The 17503-nt window shown below is 70.6% G+C and carries 17 protein-coding genes, 1 pseudogene and 1 riboswitch; of the genes and pseudogenes, 10 read left to right on the top strand and 8 right to left on the bottom strand.

The genetic code is table 11. From position 1 onward, the window contains the following. The first annotated feature begins 39 nt into the window (after positions 1 to 39). The 5 genes from KF737_RS17670 (at position 40) to KF737_RS17650 (ending at position 4545) form a co-directional block, all read left to right on the top strand. Complete coding sequence (locus tag KF737_RS17670) at positions 40 to 759, top strand: glycosyltransferase family protein (protein WP_296457962.1); 720 nt, start codon at positions 40 to 42, stop codon at positions 757 to 759. Then, complete coding sequence (gene pseG / locus KF737_RS17665; protein ID WP_296457959.1) at positions 756 to 1775, top strand: UDP-2,4-diacetamido-2,4,6-trideoxy-beta-L-altropyranose hydrolase; 1020 nt, start codon at positions 756 to 758, stop codon at positions 1773 to 1775. The genes KF737_RS17670 and pseG overlap by 4 nt, the downstream gene beginning before the upstream one ends. A 168-nt stretch (positions 1776 to 1943) precedes the next feature. After that, entirely contained in the window at positions 1944 to 2588 is a 645-nt protein-coding gene (locus KF737_RS17660; protein WP_296457956.1) for a class I SAM-dependent methyltransferase, read from the top strand. Then, the gene (locus tag KF737_RS17655; protein WP_296457953.1) at positions 2585 to 3829 is read left to right on the top strand and encodes an FAD/NAD(P)-binding protein; all 1245 of its coding nucleotides are present in this window, start codon (positions 2585 to 2587) and stop codon (positions 3827 to 3829) included. The genes KF737_RS17660 and KF737_RS17655 overlap by 4 nt, the downstream gene beginning before the upstream one ends. Before the next feature lie 32 nt (positions 3830 to 3861). Beyond that, complete coding sequence (locus tag KF737_RS17650; RefSeq protein WP_296457951.1) at positions 3862 to 4545, top strand: WbqC family protein; 684 nt, start codon at positions 3862 to 3864, stop codon at positions 4543 to 4545. 24 nt (positions 4546 to 4569) lie between these two features. Here KF737_RS17650 and KF737_RS17645 read toward each other — a convergent pair whose 3' ends face one another. Together KF737_RS17645 and KF737_RS17640 are read right to left on the bottom strand one after the other, a co-directional pair. Beyond that, a complete protein-coding gene (locus KF737_RS17645) occupies positions 4570 to 6102 on the bottom strand; it encodes an NAD(P)/FAD-dependent oxidoreductase (RefSeq protein WP_296457949.1) in 1533 nt (510 codons plus the stop codon). A gap of 343 nt (positions 6103 to 6445) precedes the next feature. Continuing rightward, on the bottom strand, positions 6446 to 7396 hold the full coding sequence (locus tag KF737_RS17640) for a TraB/GumN family protein (RefSeq protein WP_296457946.1): 951 nt from the start codon (positions 7394 to 7396) through the stop codon (positions 6446 to 6448). Positions 7397 to 7631: 235 nt separating this feature from the next. Then, positions 7632 to 7735: riboswitch (glycine riboswitch) on the top strand. Positions 7736 to 7901: 166 nt separating this feature from the next. On the opposite strand from KF737_RS17640, the gene gcvT reads away from it, so the two are divergent. From gcvT to KF737_RS17615, 5 genes are all read left to right on the top strand, one after another. Further along, positions 7902 to 9017 carry a glycine cleavage system aminomethyltransferase GcvT gene (gene gcvT / locus KF737_RS17635; RefSeq protein WP_296457943.1) on the top strand — a complete coding sequence of 372 codons (1116 nt, stop codon included), beginning with the start codon at positions 7902 to 7904 and terminating at the stop codon, positions 9015 to 9017. 161 nt (positions 9018 to 9178) lie between these two features. Then, positions 9179 to 9544, top strand: coding sequence for a glycine cleavage system protein GcvH (gene gcvH, locus KF737_RS17630; RefSeq protein WP_296457940.1), 366 nt, complete (start codon positions 9179 to 9181; stop codon positions 9542 to 9544). Positions 9545 to 9673: 129 nt separating this feature from the next. Beyond that, positions 9674 to 11008 carry an aminomethyl-transferring glycine dehydrogenase subunit GcvPA gene (gene gcvPA / locus KF737_RS17625; RefSeq protein ID WP_296457938.1) on the top strand — a complete coding sequence of 445 codons (1335 nt, stop codon included), beginning with the start codon at positions 9674 to 9676 and terminating at the stop codon, positions 11006 to 11008. Between the two features lie 2 nt (positions 11009 to 11010). Further along, positions 11011 to 12570 carry an aminomethyl-transferring glycine dehydrogenase subunit GcvPB gene (gene gcvPB, locus KF737_RS17620; RefSeq protein WP_296457936.1) on the top strand — a complete coding sequence of 520 codons (1560 nt, stop codon included), beginning with the start codon at positions 11011 to 11013 and terminating at the stop codon, positions 12568 to 12570. A 217-nt stretch (positions 12571 to 12787) separates the two neighbouring features. Further along, on the top strand, positions 12788 to 13171 hold the full coding sequence (locus tag KF737_RS17615; protein WP_296457933.1) for a PGPGW domain-containing protein: 384 nt from the start codon (positions 12788 to 12790) through the stop codon (positions 13169 to 13171). A gap of 439 nt (positions 13172 to 13610) precedes the next feature. On the opposite strand, the gene KF737_RS17610 is transcribed toward KF737_RS17615, so the two are convergent. The 6 genes and pseudogenes from KF737_RS17610 to KF737_RS17585 all read right to left on the bottom strand — a co-directional run. Then, positions 13611 to 14102, bottom strand: coding sequence for an ATP F0F1 synthase subunit B (locus KF737_RS17610; protein ID WP_296457907.1), 492 nt, complete (start codon positions 14100 to 14102; stop codon positions 13611 to 13613). 6 nt (positions 14103 to 14108) lie between these two features. After that, positions 14109 to 14684: a hypothetical protein gene (locus KF737_RS17605; protein WP_296457904.1), complete on the bottom strand. Its 576-nt coding sequence runs from the start codon at positions 14682 to 14684 to the stop codon at positions 14109 to 14111. Between the two features lie 25 nt (positions 14685 to 14709). Then, entirely contained in the window at positions 14710 to 14937 is a 228-nt protein-coding gene (locus tag KF737_RS17600; RefSeq protein ID WP_296457902.1) for a F0F1 ATP synthase subunit C, read from the bottom strand. 48 nt (positions 14938 to 14985) lie between these two features. After that, the gene (locus tag KF737_RS17595; protein ID WP_296457899.1) at positions 14986 to 15816 is read right to left on the bottom strand and encodes a F0F1 ATP synthase subunit A; all 831 of its coding nucleotides are present in this window, start codon (positions 15814 to 15816) and stop codon (positions 14986 to 14988) included. 9 nt (positions 15817 to 15825) lie between these two features. Then, positions 15826 to 16176 (bottom strand): AtpZ/AtpI family protein, encoded by a 351-nt coding sequence (locus KF737_RS17590; RefSeq protein ID WP_296457896.1) that lies wholly within the window; start codon positions 16174 to 16176, stop codon positions 15826 to 15828. 180 nt (positions 16177 to 16356) lie between these two features. Beyond that, a pseudogene (locus KF737_RS17585) lies at positions 16357 to 17503 on the bottom strand (chromosome segregation protein SMC); the annotation flags it as partial.

The raw sequence follows: 17503 nt of genomic DNA, 5'->3' as shown, positions 1-17503 counted from the left end.
GCCCTTTGCTTTTGGGCCGCATCAGCGCATGTCGGGCCGATGATCCTCGCGCTCCTCCAGGCCCGGATGAGTTCGACGCGCCTGCCCGGCAAGGTGTTGAAGCCCCTGTGCGGCCGCCCCATGGTCCTGCGCCAGATCGAGCGCCTGCAGCGCTGCGCCCGCCTCGGCCGCCTCGTGCTCGCGACCAGCACCGAGCCCTCCGACGACCCCCTGGCCGAAGCGGTGGCCGAAGCCGGGGTCGCGGTCCACCGCGGCCCGCTGGACGACGTGCTGGCCCGCTTCGCCGGCGCGCTGGCCGCCCATCCCGCCGAGCACGTCGTGCGCCTGACCGCCGACTGCCCCCTCGCCGACCCCGCCGTCGTCGACGCCACCGTCGCGCTGCACCTGGAGAGCGGCGCCGACTACACCTCGAACACGCCGGACACGTTCAGCTACCCCAAGGGCCAGGACGTCGAGGTGATGACCGCCGCCGCGCTCCGCCGCGTCGCCGCCGAGGCCAACAGCCGCGAGGCCCGCGAGCACGTGACCTGGGACCTCTACCACGGCGACCGCGGCTACCGCGCCGCCTGGCTGGCGAGCCCGAAGGCCGACGACGGCGACATCCGCTGGACCGTCGACACCCCCGACGACTACGCCTTCGCCGAGGCCGTCTACGAGGCGCTCTACCCCGGAAATCCCGCCTTCACGTCCGACGACATCCGCGTTTTCGTCGCCGGCCGCCCCGATCTCGCCCAGTTCGGAGGCCATCGGCGGCTATGACCGGACCGCGGATCCTCTTCGTGGCGGACGCCGGGCCCCAGGTGGGGGGCGGCCACGTCATGCGCTCGCTCACGCTGGCGAGGGCGCTGGAGGCGCAGGGCGCGAGCTATGTCTTCGTGGGTCCGCCGGCGCTCGCCGAGGTGCTGGACGCCTTCTCGCCCGACAGCGCCCGCATCCCCGCCGAGGACCTCGCGGCGGCGGCCGTGCGCGAGAGCTTCGACGCCATCGTCTTCGACCACTACGGCCTCTCCGGGCCCGACCACCGCGCCATGGCCAGGGACCGGCCGGTCCTGGTCATCGACGACCTCGCCGACCGTCCCCTGGGCGCCGACATCGTCGTCGACGCCGGCCCCGCGCGCCGCGCCCAGGACTACATCGGCCTCACCTCCGACGAGACCCGCCTGCTGCTCGGCCCGGAGTTCGCCGCGGTCCGCCCCGAATTCGCGGCGCTGCGCGAGCCGGCGCTGGCCTGGCGCGGCGAGCCGGTGCAGCGCGTCCTCGTCGCCATGGGGCTCACCGACGTCGGCGGCGTCACCGCCCGCATCGTCGATCGCGTAAGGCCCCGCGTGCAGGACGTCGGCCTCGACATCGTCCTGGGCGCCGCGGCCCCCAGCGCGCCGGGCCTCATGAAGACCGCCCGGCGCGACCCGCGCCTGTCGCTCCACGTCGACACGCCGCACATGGCCCGCCTGACCGCCGAGGCCGACATCGGGATCGGCGCGCCGGGCTCCTCCACGTGGGAGCGCTGCGTCCTGGGCCTGCCCTCGGTGCTGGTCGTCCTCGCGGAGAACCAGCGTCCCGCCGCCCGGGCCATGGCCGAACGCGGCGCGGCCCTCGTGGTCGACCTCGCGGACCCCGCCTTCGACGCCGCCTTCGACCGCGCGCTCACCCGCCTGCTGCGGGACGCCGACCTGCGCCGCGAGCTCGCCCGCGCCAGCGCCGACGTCTGCGACGGCCTGGGCGCCGGCCGCACCGCCGAAGCGTTCCTCGGCCTCATCGCCGCCCGCACGTCCTAGTCTTCCTTCCCCGTTCACGGGGAAGGGGAACCGCGCCCCGAAGAGGGCGTGGTGGAAGGGGCGGGAGCGGACTCGGAGTCAACTTCCACCCCCTCCGCCATCCGCTCTCCGCTGCGCGTGGGGGTAGTCTTAACGGAGCGTTTTCCTCCGTGGTCCAGAGAGGGTGCGATGCGCCCTCTCCGCGAGATTCGTGGCCTGAAGTACCCCGACGAGTTCGTCGTGCGGCACTTCTTCAAGCGCGGCCTGTCCGAACGGTCCGGCCGGGTGTTGGAGCTCGGCTCGGGGACCGGCAACAACCTCGCGCTCTACCAGGCCTGGGACTGGGCCTGCACGGGCGTGGACTATGACGCCGCGGCGATCGACGACGCGCGGCACAACCTGGGGGCCGGCCCGGTCCTCGTCCAGGCCGACCTGTCCCTGGGCCTGCCGCCGCTCGACGGCCCGTTCGAGGCCCTGATCGTCCCCAACCTGCTCTGCTACCTGACCGGGGCGCAGGCGCGCGCGGTGTTGACCGCGGTCAAGGCCAGGCTCGCGCCAGGGTGCGAGGTCTTCGTCCGCACGAGGCTGGTGGACGACTACCGCTATGGACGGGGGACCGAGGAGGAGCCGGACGGCTTCCGCCTGGCGACGCCCGAGACGGGCGAGGCCGGCCTCTTCAACCGCTTCTACACCCAGGCCGGGCTCGTGAGCCTCCTCACCGAGACCCTGGGCCTCGCCGACCGCGCCGAGCTCGCGGTGCGCTTCGACAACCTTCAGGCCGGCCGGCGGGTCGGCGGCAACAGCGACCTCGTGGTCTGGGGAACCGCAGCATGAAGGTGAAGATCGTCGGCGGCGGCCTGACCGGCATCCTGGCGGCGTTCGAGGCGCATCGCCTGGGCGTCCGCGACATCGAGCTCTACGAACGCTTCGACAGGCTGGGCGGCGTCGCGCTGCCCGAGGAACGCCACGGCCTGGAACTGCGCGAAGGCTGCATCTACTTCGGCCCCGCGAGCGACCCGATCCGCGCCCTGCTCGAAACCTACGGCCAGAGCTTCACCGAGTTCGAGAACCGCTTCGGCTCGCTGAGCCCGGCCGACGCGGGCCGGCCCGTCCATACCGTCGACTTCGGCGGCCCCGCCTTCGCCTGCGCCAGCACGGCGGTCACCCCGCCGGCCGGCTCCAGCCTCGCCGACCGCATCGCCGCCTATCCGTCCGAGATCGCCGGGCCGCTGGCGAAGTATGCGCAATGGCACCTGGACGCCGATCTCGCCGACGTTCACGAGAGCGCCGCGATCCCGATGGCGATCAACCGCGTCGTGCCCCTGGGCGCCGACGTCCGGGCCCTGGCCGAGGCCAAGCGCCGCGATCCCCTGGCCGACGAGCTGCTGGCCATCCCCCGCGCGCAGTGGGGCCACACCAACAACCTGACGGCCAGCCTGCCCGAGGGCGGCTTCCCGACCTTCCTGCGCCGCTGCGAGCGCGCGCTGCGGCAGATCGGGGTGAAGATCCACGAGCGCAACCTCGTCTCCCCGCGCCACGCCATCGCCACCCACGGCAAGGGCGAGGTGCTGGTCTGGGCCGCCAATCCGACGCCGCTGTTCAAGGCGCTGGACGTGCGCACGCCCAGGCTCCTGCCGAAGAGCTTCTCCACCTACGTCTTCGCCGCCCGCTGGACCGGCCCGCGGCCGTTCTACGTCCAGAACTTCACCGCCGAGGGCGCCTGCTTCCGCGCCTACGCCTACGAAAGCTCGGGCCGCACCCTGGTGACCGCCGAATGCGTCAGGGAGGCCGACCCGACCGACCTGCGCTATGAGGTCCACCGGATGCTCTGCGGCTTCGAGGGCGACCTGGCGCTGGGCGAGATCCTCTGCACCATGATCAAGCCGCGCTGGATCTACCACTCGGTCGACGCCGTCCAGCAGCTCAAGCTGCTGCGCAACGCAGCCCGCGACCGCCTGGGAACCGCGTTCGTCGACGGGGCCTGGGAGCCGTACGCCAAGGGCGAGAAGTTCGCGCAGGTGAACGCGGCCCTGGCCGCCGCGCTCGGCGTCCAGAAGGGCCGCGCGGCCGCATGAGCCCCTCGGGCCCAGGCCGGACGGCGGCGATCATGCAGCCGACCTACCTGCCCTATCTCGGCTACTTCCACCTGATCGCCGCCAGCGACGTCTTCGTCTTCCTGGACGACGTCCAGTTCGCCCGCCGCTCCTGGCAGCAACGCAACCGCATCTCGGGCGCCGCCGGGGAGGTCATGCTGTCGGTTCCCGTCCAGAAGGCCGACCGCGACGCGGCCATCAGCGAAATCCGGCTCTCCGACGCCGAGCCCTGGCGCGAGAAGCACCTCGCCGGCGTGCGCCACGCCTACGCCAGACGGCCGCACTTCGCCGAGGGCATGGCCTTCCTCGAAGAGCAGCTCGCCAGGCCCGCCGCCGGCCTCGCCGACCTCAACTGCGGCCTCATCGAAGCCGCCGCCGAAAAGCTCGGCCTCATGCGCGAGTTCGTCCGCGCCAGCACGCTCGGCGCGCCAGGCCACCGATCCGATCACCTGCTGGCCATCTGCCGCGCGGTCGGCGCCACCGACTACCTCTCGCCGATGGGCAGCCACGACTACATGCAGGACGACGGCGTCTTCGCCGCGGCGGCGTTCCCCGCCCGCTTCCAGGGCTTCGTCGAGATCCCCTACGACCAGGGCCGCCAGCCCTTCACGCCCTACATGGCCTTCCTCGACGCCGTGATGAACCTGGGCTGGGCCGGAACCGCCGCCCTCATCGGGCGCATGCAGGCGACGGGTTAGCCGATCCGGAGATCCCGTCTCAGGTCACGCCGCCTCCACCGCGGGGGCGGCGCCTTGGTAGACGAAGGCCGCATCGTCGAGGTCGATGAGCGGCAGATCGTCCTTCTCGCGCCAGTAGTCCTGGCTGTGCTGCCACTCCGGCTTGTCGCCGCGCTTGGGCAGCAGATGCATGCCCCGCATGAGGTAGCCGGGGTTGAAGTTCTCGGGATCGATCCACGAACTCAGGGTCATGTCCCGGTCCTCCGGCCGCAGCGCGACGGCGACGCTCCGGGCGCCCTTCGCATCCATGTGCCCCAGGAGGCGGCAGACGAAGTCGGCGACGAGGTCGGATCGCAGCGTCCAGCTCGCGCGGAAGTAGCCGAACACCCAGACCATGTTCGGGACGCCGGTGAACATCATGCCGCGGTAGGTCACGGTCTCGGCGAAGTTCAGCGGCCTGTCGTCGACCGTGAAGGCGATATCGCCCAGCACGTTCAGGTCGAAGCCGGTCGCGGTGATGACCACGTCGGCTTCCAGCAGCTCGCCTGACTTGAGCCGGACGCCGCCCGCCTCGAACCGGTCGATCTCGTCCGTGACCACCGAGGCCTTGCCCGCCTTCACGGCCTGGAAGATGTCGCCATCGGGCACGAAGGCGATCCGCTGGCGCCAGGGCCGGTAGCTGGGCGTGAAGTGCTGCGCCGTGACCTCGGGGCCCACGAAGGCGCTGACGCCGGCGAGCAGCTCCTGCTTGACCGCCTCAGGCTCGTTGACGGCGCGGCGCGTGAAGGCGTCCTGGTCGTGGAGGATCTTGCGGCGGACGATCTCGTGGATCCACGCCTCGTCGATCTTCAGTTCGCGCAGGGTGTCGGCCAGCTCGTTGGCGTTGCGGCCCGGAATGAAGTACGTCGGCGAACGCTGCAGCAGGGTGACGTGCGCGCACTCCCCGGCGATGTTCGGCAGCAGCGTCGCGGCCGTGGCGCCGGAGCCGATGAGCACCACCTTGCGCCCGGCCAGGTCGAGGTCGGCCGGCCAGCTCTGCGGATGGACGATGCGGCCCTGGTAGTCGGCCATGCCGGGCCATTCCGGCGTATAGCCCTCGGCGTGGCGATAGTAGCCCTGGCACATCCAGAGGAAGTTCGCCGTGAACCGGCGCCGCTCGCCGGTGTCGGTCCGGACCGCCTCGATCGTCCAGAGGCTGGTCTCGCTGGACCAGGCGGCGCGCTCGATACGATGGCGATAGCGGATGTGGGGCGCGAGGTCGTTCTCCTCGATGACCTCCCCCATGTACTTCCGGATCTCGTCGGCCGTGGCGATCGGCGGGCCGACCCAGGGCTTGAACCGGTAGCCGAAGGTGTAGAGATCGCTGTCGGAACGGATCCCCGGGTACTTGTGGGTCAGCCAGGTGCCGCCGAAGTCCTCCAGCGCCTCCAGGACCACGAAGGTCTTGCCCGGACACTGCCGGGTCAGGTGGTAGGCGCCGCCGATGCCGGAGATGCCGGCCCCCACGATCAACACATCGAAGTGTTCGGTCACGTTCAGTCCTCCCGCCTGTTCTTCCAGAGCTACCCGCAGCAGCATCGCGCGCCCGCTGCGTCCCGGCCATGATCGAGATCAATATATTATCATCGATAACATAACTGCCGCCACATGCACGCCAACGTTTGGATCGTGTCGTACGTTCGTCTCCCCGGCTGTCATCCCGGTTTGGGCGCAGCCCAAGCCTGCCCTCGCGAAGGCGGGGGACCGGGACCCAACCGAGGGCCGTGCGTCGACGCTGGGTAGAGAGGCACGACATCGACGCCGCACGGTCTTCCGATAGATCGACGCCTCGTCGCCCGTTGGGTCCCTGTCTTCGCCTGCCGCGAAACCGGGATGACAACCGTGGGTGAGCGCCCGCGCCCGCTCAGGGTCGCTAGCCGCCCTACTCCGCCTCCCCCGGCCCGATCACGCGCAGGCCCCGCGCCTCGAGTTGCTCGATCACCCCGCCCTCGGCCAGGAGCGGGCGCAGGCTCACGATCGCCACCGAGCGCCCGGGCTTGCCCAGCGCCGCCGCGATGGCCGCCGCCTGATCGCGGGTCACGCGGCGCCACAGGTCCGCGCCGCCGCCCATCAGCAACAGGCACTTCTCGAAGTTCCGCGGCCCCGTCAGCGCCGTCTTCACGTCGCCCCGCGCCCAGGCCCGCGCGGCCGCCACGTTCCGCGGGGCCTCCACGTCCTTCACCGCGTCGCTCAGGCACTGCTCGTGCAGCGCCGGCGTCAGGGTCGCCACCGCCGTCTTCAGGAACGGCGCGACCTGGTACTGCGCCGGCTCGACCAGCTTCACCTTCTCGCGCCGCGTCTGCGCCAGGATCGACGGGACCACCGCCACCCGCCCCTTCGGCTGCGCGTCTTCCAGCAGGCGCATCCCCGCCACCAGCCCCTTCCACTCGGCATAGCGCCTGGCCGGCTGGCCGATCCGCTCGCGCGCCGCCACGAACCGCGCGCGCACCGGCGGCGACAGCGTCTCCTCCAGCGGCGTCTTGGTCTTCATCTGGTTGATGGTGCGCAGGATCAGCGGGATGTCGCGCAGCCGCCCCTTCAGCCCCACGCGCGTGCCCACGATCAGGCTGTTGGCGCCCTTCAGCCGCTTGTCGAGGTAGCGCCGGTCCCACGTCGTCCCGGCCGGCAGGTCGCTGTCGGCGATCCCCAGGATCCAGACGGTGGTGTCGGCGTCCTGCACGCGCCACCACGCCGGCCCCGGCTCCACCGCCTGCACCACCAGCTCGGCCACGATATTGGCCTCGGGGTCCTCCAGCCGCGGCGCCTGCGCCCCCGCCGGCCCCGCCGGCCCCGCCAGCGCGACGGCCAGCGCCGCCCCCGGAATCCACTTCATCGCGTCACCCCCACCGCCGCACGCTCGCCCCCCGATGCGGCGAAAGCTTGGCCTTGAGAGCCGCAGGCTCGGTCATTCGAAACCACGGAAGACACAGAAAACACAGAAGCTCGCTGCAGGCCCCCGTTCTGTGCCTTCCGTGTTTTCTGTGGTTCTCAAAACGGCAGTCGACCGCTTCGCAGCGAGCGAGCCGAAATGCGCGTTGACTCGCCTCCGCCCTGCCTACACAACCCCCCGGACTCTCGCGGGAGAGGCCCTGCTTCGCTGCTCGCAGCTTCGCAGGGCGCCGAAGGCGCAACCGCCCCGGAAACGCTCAGGCAAAAGGACCGCGACGGGCTGATGAACGCTGGAAAGACCCTTCGAAGCCCTCGGGCGGAGTAGGGCGCCGAAGGAGCAGAGGGCCGCCGGACCAGGGCGCCCCGAAATCTCTCAGGCTCAGAGGACAGCGGGGGCGAAGCGGTGTCGGGGGCGATCCCTGGCGCGTGCGCATCAGCCGGAGTCGCCCTTGGCCCACGACGAGACCCTGAAGACCACCCCGCTCACGGACGACCACATCGCCCGCGGCGCGCGCATGGTCCCGTTCGCAGGCTACACGATGCCCGTCCAGTACCCGATGGGCGTGCTGGCCGAGCACCTCTGGACCCGCGAGCACGCCGGCCTGTTCGACGTCTCCCACATGGGCCAGGCCCGCCTGCGCGGCGTCTCCCCCCTCTCGGCCTTCGAGGAGGTCGTCCCCGGCGACTACATCGGCCTGAAGCCCGGCAAGCAGAAGTATTCGATGCTGCTCAACAGGACGGGCGGGATCGTCGACGACCTGATGGCCGGCCGACCCGACGACGATGGGCTCTTCGTCATCGTCAACGGCGCCTGCAAGGACAATGACTTCAAGGTCATCGACGACGAACTCGCCGGCCAGGTGGAGATCGAGCGGCTGGAGAACCGCGCGCTCATGGCCATCCAGGGCCCAGAGGCCGCCGCCGTCGTCCAGGCCCACCTGCCCGCCGCCGCCGAGATGGCGTTCATGGACATCCGCGCCATGCCCGGCTTCGGGACCGACCTCATCGTCTCCCGCTCGGGCTACACCGGCGAGGACGGCTACGAGATCTCGGTCCCCGCCGCCGAAGCCGTCCGCGTGTGGAACCTCCTCCTGGAGGACGCGCGCGTCCGCCCCATCGGCCTCGGCGCCCGCGACAGCCTGCGCCTGGAGGCGGGCCTGCCCCTCTACGGCCACGACCTCGACGAGACCGTGAGCCCGGTCGAAGCCGGCCTCACCTTCGCCGTCAACAGGAACCGCCGCGAACAGCGCGACTTCCCGGGCGCCGCGCGCATCGTGAAGGAGCTCGCCGAAGGCCCCGCCCGCGCCAAGGTCTGCCTGCGCGTGCTCGAAGGCGCCCCCGCCCGCGAAGGCGCCGAAGTCGCCGACGAGGCCGGAAACGTCGTCGGCGTCGTCACCTCCGGCGGCTACTCGCCGGTCCTGAAGGGCGGCATCGCGCTCGCCTTCGTGCCCCCGGCGCTGAAGGCCGTCGGCACGAAGCTCAAGGTCATCGTCCGCGGCAAGCCCCAGCCCGCCGAAGTCGTCGCCTCCCCCTTCGTCCCCCACCGCTACGTGAGGAAGGCGTGACGATGGCGACGCCCCACGCGCCGCAGGCGCAATCATTCAAACCACGGATTTCACCGATTTCACGGATTTCGCCACTGGCCCTCGCATCCGTGAAATCCGTGAAATCCGTGGTTCCAAACGGCAGCGCCTTCGGCGCGCACCGCTTCTAGGAGAGAGCCTACATGCGCTTCACCAAGGATCACGAGTGGGTCGAGCTCGACGGCGACGTCGCGACCGTCGGCATCACCGCCTACGCCGCCGAGCAACTGGGCGACGTGGTGTTCGTCGAGACCCCCGACGTCGGCAAGGCCGTGAAGGCCGGCGACGCCTTCGCGGTCGTCGAGAGCGTCAAGGCCGCCTCCGACGTCTACGCCCCCATCTCGGGCGAAGTGGTCGAGGCCAACCCCGAGCTCGGCGACGCCCCGGAGACCGTCAACGCCTCGCCCGAGCAAGGCGGCTGGTTCGCCAAGGTCAAGCTCGCCGACAAGTCCGAGTACGACGCCCTCATGGACCGCGCCGCCTACGAAGCCTTCCTCCAGACGCTCTAGCCGCGCGCAGCGCTATCAAGATGAACCACAAAGACCACCAAGCTCACCAAGACACCCGCTCAAGCTCAGCATTCTTCGTGCCCTTGGTGTCCTTGGTGGTTGAACCTTACCTGCCGGTGACCTGACCCCATGCGCTACCTGCCCCTCACCGCCGACGACCGCGCCGAGATGCTCGGCGTCATCGGCGCGCCCGACGTGGACGCCCTGTTCGTCGACGTGCCCGAGGCCGCGCGCCTCTCCGGGCCGGTCGACCTCCCCGCCCACGCCGGCGAGCTGGAGGTGGAGCGCGAGCTCGCCCGGCTCTCCGCCATGAACCGCGCCGCCGGGGACGGGCCGTTCTTCTGCGGGGCGGGCGCCTACAGGCACCACGTGCCGGCGACGGTGGACCACGTCATCCAGCGGTCCGAATTCCTCACCAGCTACACGCCCTACCAGCCCGAGATCGCCCAGGGCACGCTGCAAGTGCTGTTCGAGTTCCAGACCCAGGTCGCCGCCCTCACCGGCATGGATGTGGCCAACGCGTCCATGTACGACGGCTCCACCGCCTGCGCCGAGGCCGTGATGATGGCCCAGCGCGTGACCCGCCGCGAGAAGGCGATCCTCTCCGGCGGCCTGCACCCGCACTACGCCGCCGTCACCCAGACCATCGCCCACGCCGAGGGCATGGAGATCGAGCGCCTGGCCGCCGCCATCGACGCCGAGGCCGCGGTCATCGACGCCATCGACGAGGCGACCGCCTGCGTCGTCGTCCAGACCCCGAACGTGTTCGGCGTCGTCACCGACGTGACCAGGATCGCCGAGGCCGCCCACGCCCGGGGAGCGCTGCTGATCGTCGTCACCACCGAGGCCGTCTCCTTCGGCCTGCTGAAATCGCCCGGCGAGATGGCCGCCGACATCGCCGTCGCCGAGGGCCAGTCGATCGGCAACGCCCTGAACTACGGCGGCCCCTACGTCGGCCTCTTCGCCTGCCGCGAGAAGCTGGTCCGCCAGATGCCCGGCCGCCTCTGCGGCGAGACGGTCGACGCCGAGGGCCGTCGCGGCTACGTGCTGACGCTGTCCACCCGCGAGCAGCACATCCGCCGCGAGAAGGCGACGTCGAACATCTGCACCAACTCGGGCCTCTGCGCGCTCGCCTTCACCATCCACATGACCCTGCTGGGCGGGACGGGCCTGGGCCAGCTCGCCCGGCTCAACCACGCCAAGGCCCGCGAGTTGAAGACCGCCGTCGAGGGCGCGGGGCTGGAGGTGCTGACGCCGCGCTTCTTCAACGAGATCGCCGTGCGCACCAGGGGCCCGGCCGCCGCCGCCGTCGACGCAGCCCTGGCCCACGGCGTCGTCGCCGGCGTCCCCTATTCCCGCCTCGACCCGCACGCCGGCCTGGACGACGTCCTGCTGCTCTGCGCCACCGAGACCACCACCCCTGAAGACATCGCGGCCCTCGCCGCTGCGCTGAAGGCCGCCTGATCATGACCATGCAGAACGTTGGCCGTCCCACCCGTCCCGAAGGCGCGTCGGAGACCGCCGGCTTCCAATCGCTGACCGGCGGCCGCGGCCTGCTGCAGGACGAGCCGCTGATCTTCGAACTGGGCGGCTGGTCCAAGACCGGCGTCGACCTGCCCGAGCCGGATCAGGACGCCAGCGACCTCGCGGGCCTGACCCGCGCCGACCTGCCCCTCCCCGGTCTCTCCGAGCCCGAGGCCATGCGCCACTACGTGCGCCTCAGCCAGAAGAACCACGCCATCGACCTGGCGCTCTACCCGCTGGGCTCATGCACGATGAAGCACAACCCGCGCCTCAACGAGAAGGCCGCCCGCCTGCCCGGCTTCGCCGACCTGCACCCCCTGGCGCCGGTCGCCACCGCGCAAGGCGCGCTCGCCCTCATGGACCGCCTGGCCCACTGGCTGAAGACGCTCACCGGCATGCCCGCCGTCGCGCTGTCGCCCAAGGCCGGCGCCCACGGCGAGCTCTGCGGCCTGCTCTGCATCAAGGCCGCCCACGAGGCCGCCGGCCAGGGCCACCGCCGCACCGTCCTGGTCCCCACCAGCGCCCACGGCACCAACCCCGCCACCGCCGCCTTCGTCGGCTACACCGTCGCCGAGATCGCCCAGACCCCCGACGGCCGCGTCGACCTCGCCGACCTCGAACTCAAGCTCGGCCCCGACGTCGCAGCGATCATGGTCACGAATCCAAACACTTGCGGCCTCTTCGAGCGCGACATCCTGGAGATCAGCCGCCTGACCCACGCCGCCGGCGCCTACTTCTACTGCGACGGGGCCAACTTCAACGCCATCGTCGGCCGCGTCCGCCCCGGCGACCTCGGCGTCGACGCCATGCACATCAACCTGCACAAGACCTTCTCCACGCCGCACGGCGGCGGCGGGCCGGGCGCAGGCCCGGTGGTGCTCTCCGAGGCGCTGGCGCCCTTCGCGCCGGCCCCCTGGGTCGTCAGCAGCGCTGAAGGCTTCGAGCTGGTCGAGGAGCCCACCGCCGAGGCCGCACAGGCCTTCGGCCGCATGTGCGCCTTCCACGGCCAGATGGGCATGTTCGTCCGCGCCTACGCCTACATGCTGAGCCACGGCTCGGACGGCCTGCGCCAGGTCGCCGAGGACGCCGTCCTCAACGCCAACTACGTCAAGGCCCGCCTCGCCGACGTCATGACCCCGGCCTTCCCGGACGGCCCGTGCATGCACGAGGCCCTGTTCGACGACCGCTGGCTGGACGGTACGGGCGTCACCACCCTCGACTTCGCCAAGGCGATGATCGACGAGGGCTTCCATCCGATGACCATGTACTTCCCGCTGGTCGTCCACGGCGCGATGCTGATCGAACCGACCGAGACCGAGTCCAGGCGCGAGCTCGACCGCTTCTGCGAGGCGCTGCGGGCGCTGGCGAACGCGGCCCGCGGCAACGATAAGGACCGGTTCAAGGCCGCCCCGCACCTTGCCCCGCTGCGGCGGCTGGACGAGACGCTGGCCGCGCGCAAGCCCAGGCTGGCCTGGAAGCCGGAGACGCTCGCCGCGGAGTAGATCGCGGCGCAACTGCGCAGCTTCTGCGGCAAGACTGTGTCAACCCTGCATAGAGGGTGTGGCGCCGGCGCCATGCCAGGCGGAATAGGCGCCCGTGGAGAAATTTTAACGGCGACCTGTCTTTACGAGTCTCCGGCACGCACGCATATGGGACGGGTGACGGCGGAACCTCCCCGCTTCGCCGCACGCTCCCCAGGACTACCAAGTGACTTTCGCCATGCCCTCTCTGCGCGTGTACCGCGCCACGGACGACTTCGCGCGCGAAGTTGCCGGCCGCATCAAGCGGGGCGGCCTGGTCCTGCTTGGCTTCGCGATCATCGTCCTGGGGATCATCATCGCGCCGCTGCCGGGTCCGGGCGGGATCCCGGTGATCGTGGTCGGCGTGATGATCGTGCTGCGCAACAGCTTCAAGGCGCGCCGCCAGTTCGTGCGGCTGCACCGGGCCTATCCGAAGACGCTCTACCCGATCCGCCGCCTGCTCAGGCGCGACCCGGAAGTCGTGGCGCTCTTCTACCACCAGACGCTCCGCGTCGAGCGCCTGCTGCTCCCCGCCCGCCTGCGCTTCATCAAGCCGCTCCGCCGCCGCTTCCGGCGGCGGTAGCAACCTCCTCTCCCCCCGCGAAGCGGAGAGGGAGAGGGCAGGGAGAGGGCGGCTCGGCCTCGACGCGGGCTGAGCGGTTCAGCGGGAAGGCGCTGTGTCGCGGGCGTTGTCGGTCGAGACGCCGGCCTGCCGCTTTCCATGCCGGCGCCGCCCTCTCCCTACCCTCTCCCTCTCTTCGCGCCCACGGCGCTCGGGGGAGAGGAGGATGACAGCTTTTGATGCGAAAAGCGCAGGTGGCGCCCACGAACCCCACAACGCGCGACGGACAGTCCGGATACGCCGGCCGGCTTCTCCCCAGATGCGGAAGCGGCCGAAGACTGTTCATGCGGTTGTGGGGTTCGTGGACTGGTCACGGGCCCGGACGTTCCCCAACGCCGGGTCCGGCCACGGGCCGCGCCTTCAGGGGTGCTGAATTCGCGCGCGGCCCGGTTTCTTCAAGCTATTGCAGCTTCCCCGCCAACTGGCCGATCGCCTGGTCGATCAGCGGGTCGGTCTTCGCGGCGGACAGGCGCTTCACCAGCACCTCTTCCGCCATCACCGCGGCGAGTTCCGCGGCGGCCGCGCGCACCTCGGCGGCGGCCTGGGCCTCGGCCTGGGCGATCTTGCGCTCGGCCATCTGGCCGCGGCGCTCGAGTTGTTCGGCCAGCTTGACCTGCGCGTCGGCCTGCAGGCGCTTGGCCTCCTCCTGGGCGTTGGCGAGCATTTCGGCGGCCAGCTTCTCGGAGGCCTCCTTCTGCGCCTTCACCTGATCGAGCAGGGCCTTGGCTTCGTTGCGCAGGCCTTCGGCCTCGTCGAGCTGGGCCTGCACCTTGGCGCCGGCGTCGTCCAGCATCCGGGCGGCGAGCTTATGCACGCCGGCGGACGCCAGGATCAGCATCAGCACCACGAAGGCGATGGCGATCCAGAAGTGGGAGTCGAGCAGAAGCGCCATTGGACCTTAACCCCTCGCCCCGGCGAGCTCGGCGGCCGTGGCGGCCTTGCCGGTCAGTTTCTGGACGATGGCCTGGGCGGTGTCCTGGGCCACCGTCTGCACGTGGCCCATGGCGGACTCGCGCGCGGCGGCGATGCGGGCCTCGGCTTCGGCGCCCTTGGCCGAAAGCTTGGCTTCCTCGTCCGCCAGGCGGGCGGCGACCTCGGCCTGCGCCTTGGCGCGGGCCTCGTTGGCGACGCGCTGGGCGTTGGCCCGGGCCGTCGCCATCTCGGCCTGCGCCGCGGCGGCGGCCTGGTCGGCCTCTTCCTTCAGGCGGCGCGCCTCGGCGATGCCGCCCGAGATGGTGTTCTCGCGCGCCTCGATGGTGCCCCCGAGACGAGGCACCACGAAGGCCTTCATGAAGATCATCAGGCCGAAGAAGATGATCAGGAACCAGAGGATCTGGCCTGGCCACCAGGCCATGTCGAACTGCGGCAGGCCCGCCGAGTGGCCGCCGGCCGCTTCCGTGCCTTCATGCGCGCCAGCCGCGCCGGGCTCGTGACCCGGAGCCGCGGGGGCGGCGTGATCTTCAGTGTTCTGCATCGCCATCGAGCGCGAATGCGCCGTCTTAAAACACGAACAGGATGAGCAGCGACACGACGAAGGCGAACAGGCCCATCGTCTCGGTCAGCGCCATGCCCAGGAACAGCATCGTCTGCTGGCTGGCGGCGGCCGACGGATTGCGGATGGCCGCTTGCAGGTAGTTGCCGAACAGCACGCCCAGGCCGACACCGGCCCCGATCATGCCCGACGTCGCAAGGCCAGCGCCGATGAGCTTCGCGGCAGCAGGATCCATTTCCATTGTCCTTTTCCGAAATCCTTGAAGGAGTATTTGGCTGTTGGGTTAGTGGCCGTGACCGAAGTTCACGACCTCGTTCAGGTAGACGGTGGCGAGCACCGTGAAGACGAAGGCCTGCAGGAAGGCCACGACGAGCTCCAGGCCCGTGAGAGCCACGATCATGGAGAACGACAGGGTCGCCGGGATGATGGCCAGCGTGTTGAGGCCCAGCTCCGAGAAGGCGAACAGGCCCAGGCCCACCACGAACGAGCCGAACAGGCTCAGCACCACGTGGCCGCCCATCATGTTCCCGAACAGACGCATCGCCAGGGTCACCGGGCGCACGAAGTACGAGATCATCTCGATGACCACCATCAGCGCGCCGCCGATGACGCCCATGCCGGGGATCCAGAACAGCGTCAGGAACTTCGGCCCGTGCTTGATGAAGCCCAGGATGAAGACGCTGAAGAAGGTGAGCACCGCGAGCGTCGCGGTGATGGCGAGCTGCGACGTCACGGTGAAGGTCCAGGTCTGGCCCGCCAGGCTCCCGACCGAGAGCACGACGCCCATCAGGTTCAGGATGAAGATCGTGCAGAACAGCGTGAAGAGGTACGGAATGTACGGGCGGCCGTGCGGGCCGATGATCGGCGTCACCAGCGACTTGTCGACCATGCCGTAGAACGCCTCGGCCACGGCCTGGCCGCGGTCCGGCACCACCTTCTGCCTGGCGGTCAGCATGAAGAACGCCACCAGCAGCCCGGCGCCGATCAGCATCGCGCCCACCGAATTGGTGATCGACATGTCGAAGTGGATCGGTCCCACGTCGAACTGCGGCCCTTCCCAGATCTTGTGGATCAGGAACTGGTGCATCGGGTCGATCTTCGGCGCTTCCGCCATCGCGTCGTCCTAGTCCTCGTCCTGGTCGCCGGGAACGGGGGGCGACTGCCCCGCTTTCGCCAACGCCTCGTTCTGCATCCGCTGGGCGTTGCGCACCGCAGCGAAGATGGAAAGTCCAGCGCCTCCGAAGAGCCCGATGATCAGGCCCCACGGCGGTGCATGCGTGATGAAGTTGTCCACGAGCCAGCCGAGACCGACCCCCATGAACACCCCACCGACCACTTCGCCGACGAAGCGGTAACCCTGCGCCATGGCCCGTTGCGAGTCGCCGCTCGTCTGCCGGGCCTGCGCCGCCTCAGCCGCGGCGATCCGGCGGTCGAGGCTGTCGGCCTCGGCGTTCGGCTCGTCCTTACGGCGCATTCGTGGGATGGCCTTACGACCGCCACGTCGCCGCCACGGCGGGGGCTTCAGGTCGCGCGGAACCTATAGAGCCGTGTGCAGTGCGTCAAGGCTCGTCGGAATACCCGTAACATATTGATTTTTCTATGTTAAATGTTCCCGCGACGCAACGCCCGGCGTTGCCTCTGGGGAAGGCCGGGCCTATTGCGCGGCCATCGCCTCGGCCTGGCGCAGGTCGACGCTGACCAGTTGCGACACGCCCCGCTCGGCCATGGTGACGCCGAACAGGCGGTCGGTGCGGGCCATGGTCACCGGGTTGTGGGTGATCACGATGAAGCGCGTCTCGGTGCGCCGGCACATCTCGTCGACCATGTTGCAGAAGCGGTCGACGTTGGCGTCGTCCAGCGGCGCGTCCACCTCGTCCAGCACGCAGATGGGCGCGGGCTGGGCCAGGAACACCGCGAAGATCAGCGCCGAGGCGGTCAGCGCCTGCTCGCCGCCGCTCATCAGGCTCATGGTCGAGAGCCGCTTGCCCGGCGGACAGGCGTAGATCTCCAGGCCGGCCTCCAGCGGGTCGTCCGATTCCACCAGCCGCAGCTCGGCCTGGCCGCCCTGGAACAGGGTCTCGAACAGCGCCTTGAAGTGCGCGTTGATCACGCCGAACGCCGCGGTCAGCCGCTCGCGGCCCTCGTGGTTCAGTTCGTCGATGCCCTGGCGCAGCCGTGCGATCGCGCCGGTCAGGTCGGCGCGCTCGACGTTCATCGTCTCCAGGCGCGCGCCCAGTTCGCCGGCCTCCTCCTCGGCCCGCAGGTTGACCGGGCCGATCGATTCGCGCTGGCGCTCCAGGTTGAAGAGGTGGGCCTCCATGCCCTCGGCGTCGGAGGGGATCGCCACGGCCTCGTCGGCGAGCTTCCGCGCCAGCTCCTCCGGCTCCATCCGCGCCCCCTCGCGGATGTTGGCCGCCACCTCGGCCAGGCGCTGGGTCGCGGCCTCCGAGTGGGCCGACAGGCTCGCGCGCACCTCGCGGGCTTCGGACGCCGCCGCGTCGCTGGCGCGCAGGCCGCGCTCGGCTTCGGCCCGCTCATGCTCGGCGGCGGCCAGGGCGTCCGACGTCTTGGCCCGGCGCGCCTCGGCCACGGCCAGCTCGTCCAGCAGCGCGGTCTTGCGGCCCACCAGCGTCGACGGCGCATCCTTCGCCGCCGCCAGCGCCGCGTGCGCCTTGACCCGCGCCTCGTCCAGCGACGCCACCCGTTTCGCGGCGGCGGCCGAGCGGCGGGTCCAGTCGTCGTGCTCGCGCGTCAGGGTCTCGAGCCGCCCGGCCCGGCCGTTGCGCTCGCGGATCTCCATC

It is taken from the genome of Phenylobacterium sp., from assembly GCF_019636135.1.
Taxonomy (GTDB): domain Bacteria; phylum Pseudomonadota; class Alphaproteobacteria; order Caulobacterales; family Caulobacteraceae; genus Phenylobacterium.
Note: the sequence above shows the minus strand (reverse complement) of the source record. Positions and strands in the feature narration are given on the sequence as shown.

Coding starts and splice junctions, on each gene's coding strand:
- KF737_RS17670 (WP_296457962.1), top strand. CDS start 40: ATGATCCTCGCGCTCCTCCAGGCCCGGATGAGTTCGACGCGCCTGCCC.
- pseG (WP_296457959.1), top strand. CDS start 756: ATGACCGGACCGCGGATCCTCTTCGTGGCGGACGCCGGGCCCCAGGTG.
- KF737_RS17660 (WP_296457956.1), top strand. CDS start 1,944: ATGCGCCCTCTCCGCGAGATTCGTGGCCTGAAGTACCCCGACGAGTTC.
- KF737_RS17655 (WP_296457953.1), top strand. CDS start 2,585: ATGAAGGTGAAGATCGTCGGCGGCGGCCTGACCGGCATCCTGGCGGCG.
- KF737_RS17650 (WP_296457951.1), top strand. CDS start 3,862: ATGCAGCCGACCTACCTGCCCTATCTCGGCTACTTCCACCTGATCGCC.
- KF737_RS17645 (WP_296457949.1), bottom strand. CDS start 6,102: ATGCTGCTGCGGGTAGCTCTGGAAGAACAGGCGGGAGGACTGAACGTG.
- KF737_RS17640 (WP_296457946.1), bottom strand. CDS start 7,396: ATGAAGTGGATTCCGGGGGCGGCGCTGGCCGTCGCGCTGGCGGGGCCG.
- gcvH (WP_296457940.1), top strand. CDS start 9,179: ATGCGCTTCACCAAGGATCACGAGTGGGTCGAGCTCGACGGCGACGTC.
- gcvPA (WP_296457938.1), top strand. CDS start 9,674: ATGCGCTACCTGCCCCTCACCGCCGACGACCGCGCCGAGATGCTCGGC.
- gcvPB (WP_296457936.1), top strand. CDS start 11,011: ATGACCATGCAGAACGTTGGCCGTCCCACCCGTCCCGAAGGCGCGTCG.
- KF737_RS17615 (WP_296457933.1), top strand. CDS start 12,788: ATGCCCTCTCTGCGCGTGTACCGCGCCACGGACGACTTCGCGCGCGAA.
- KF737_RS17610 (WP_296457907.1), bottom strand. CDS start 14,102: ATGGCGCTTCTGCTCGACTCCCACTTCTGGATCGCCATCGCCTTCGTG.
- KF737_RS17605 (WP_296457904.1), bottom strand. CDS start 14,684: ATGCAGAACACTGAAGATCACGCCGCCCCCGCGGCTCCGGGTCACGAG.
- KF737_RS17600 (WP_296457902.1), bottom strand. CDS start 14,937: ATGGATCCTGCTGCCGCGAAGCTCATCGGCGCTGGCCTTGCGACGTCG.
- KF737_RS17595 (WP_296457899.1), bottom strand. CDS start 15,816: ATGGCGGAAGCGCCGAAGATCGACCCGATGCACCAGTTCCTGATCCAC.
- KF737_RS17590 (WP_296457896.1), bottom strand. CDS start 16,176: ATGCGCCGTAAGGACGAGCCGAACGCCGAGGCCGACAGCCTCGACCGC.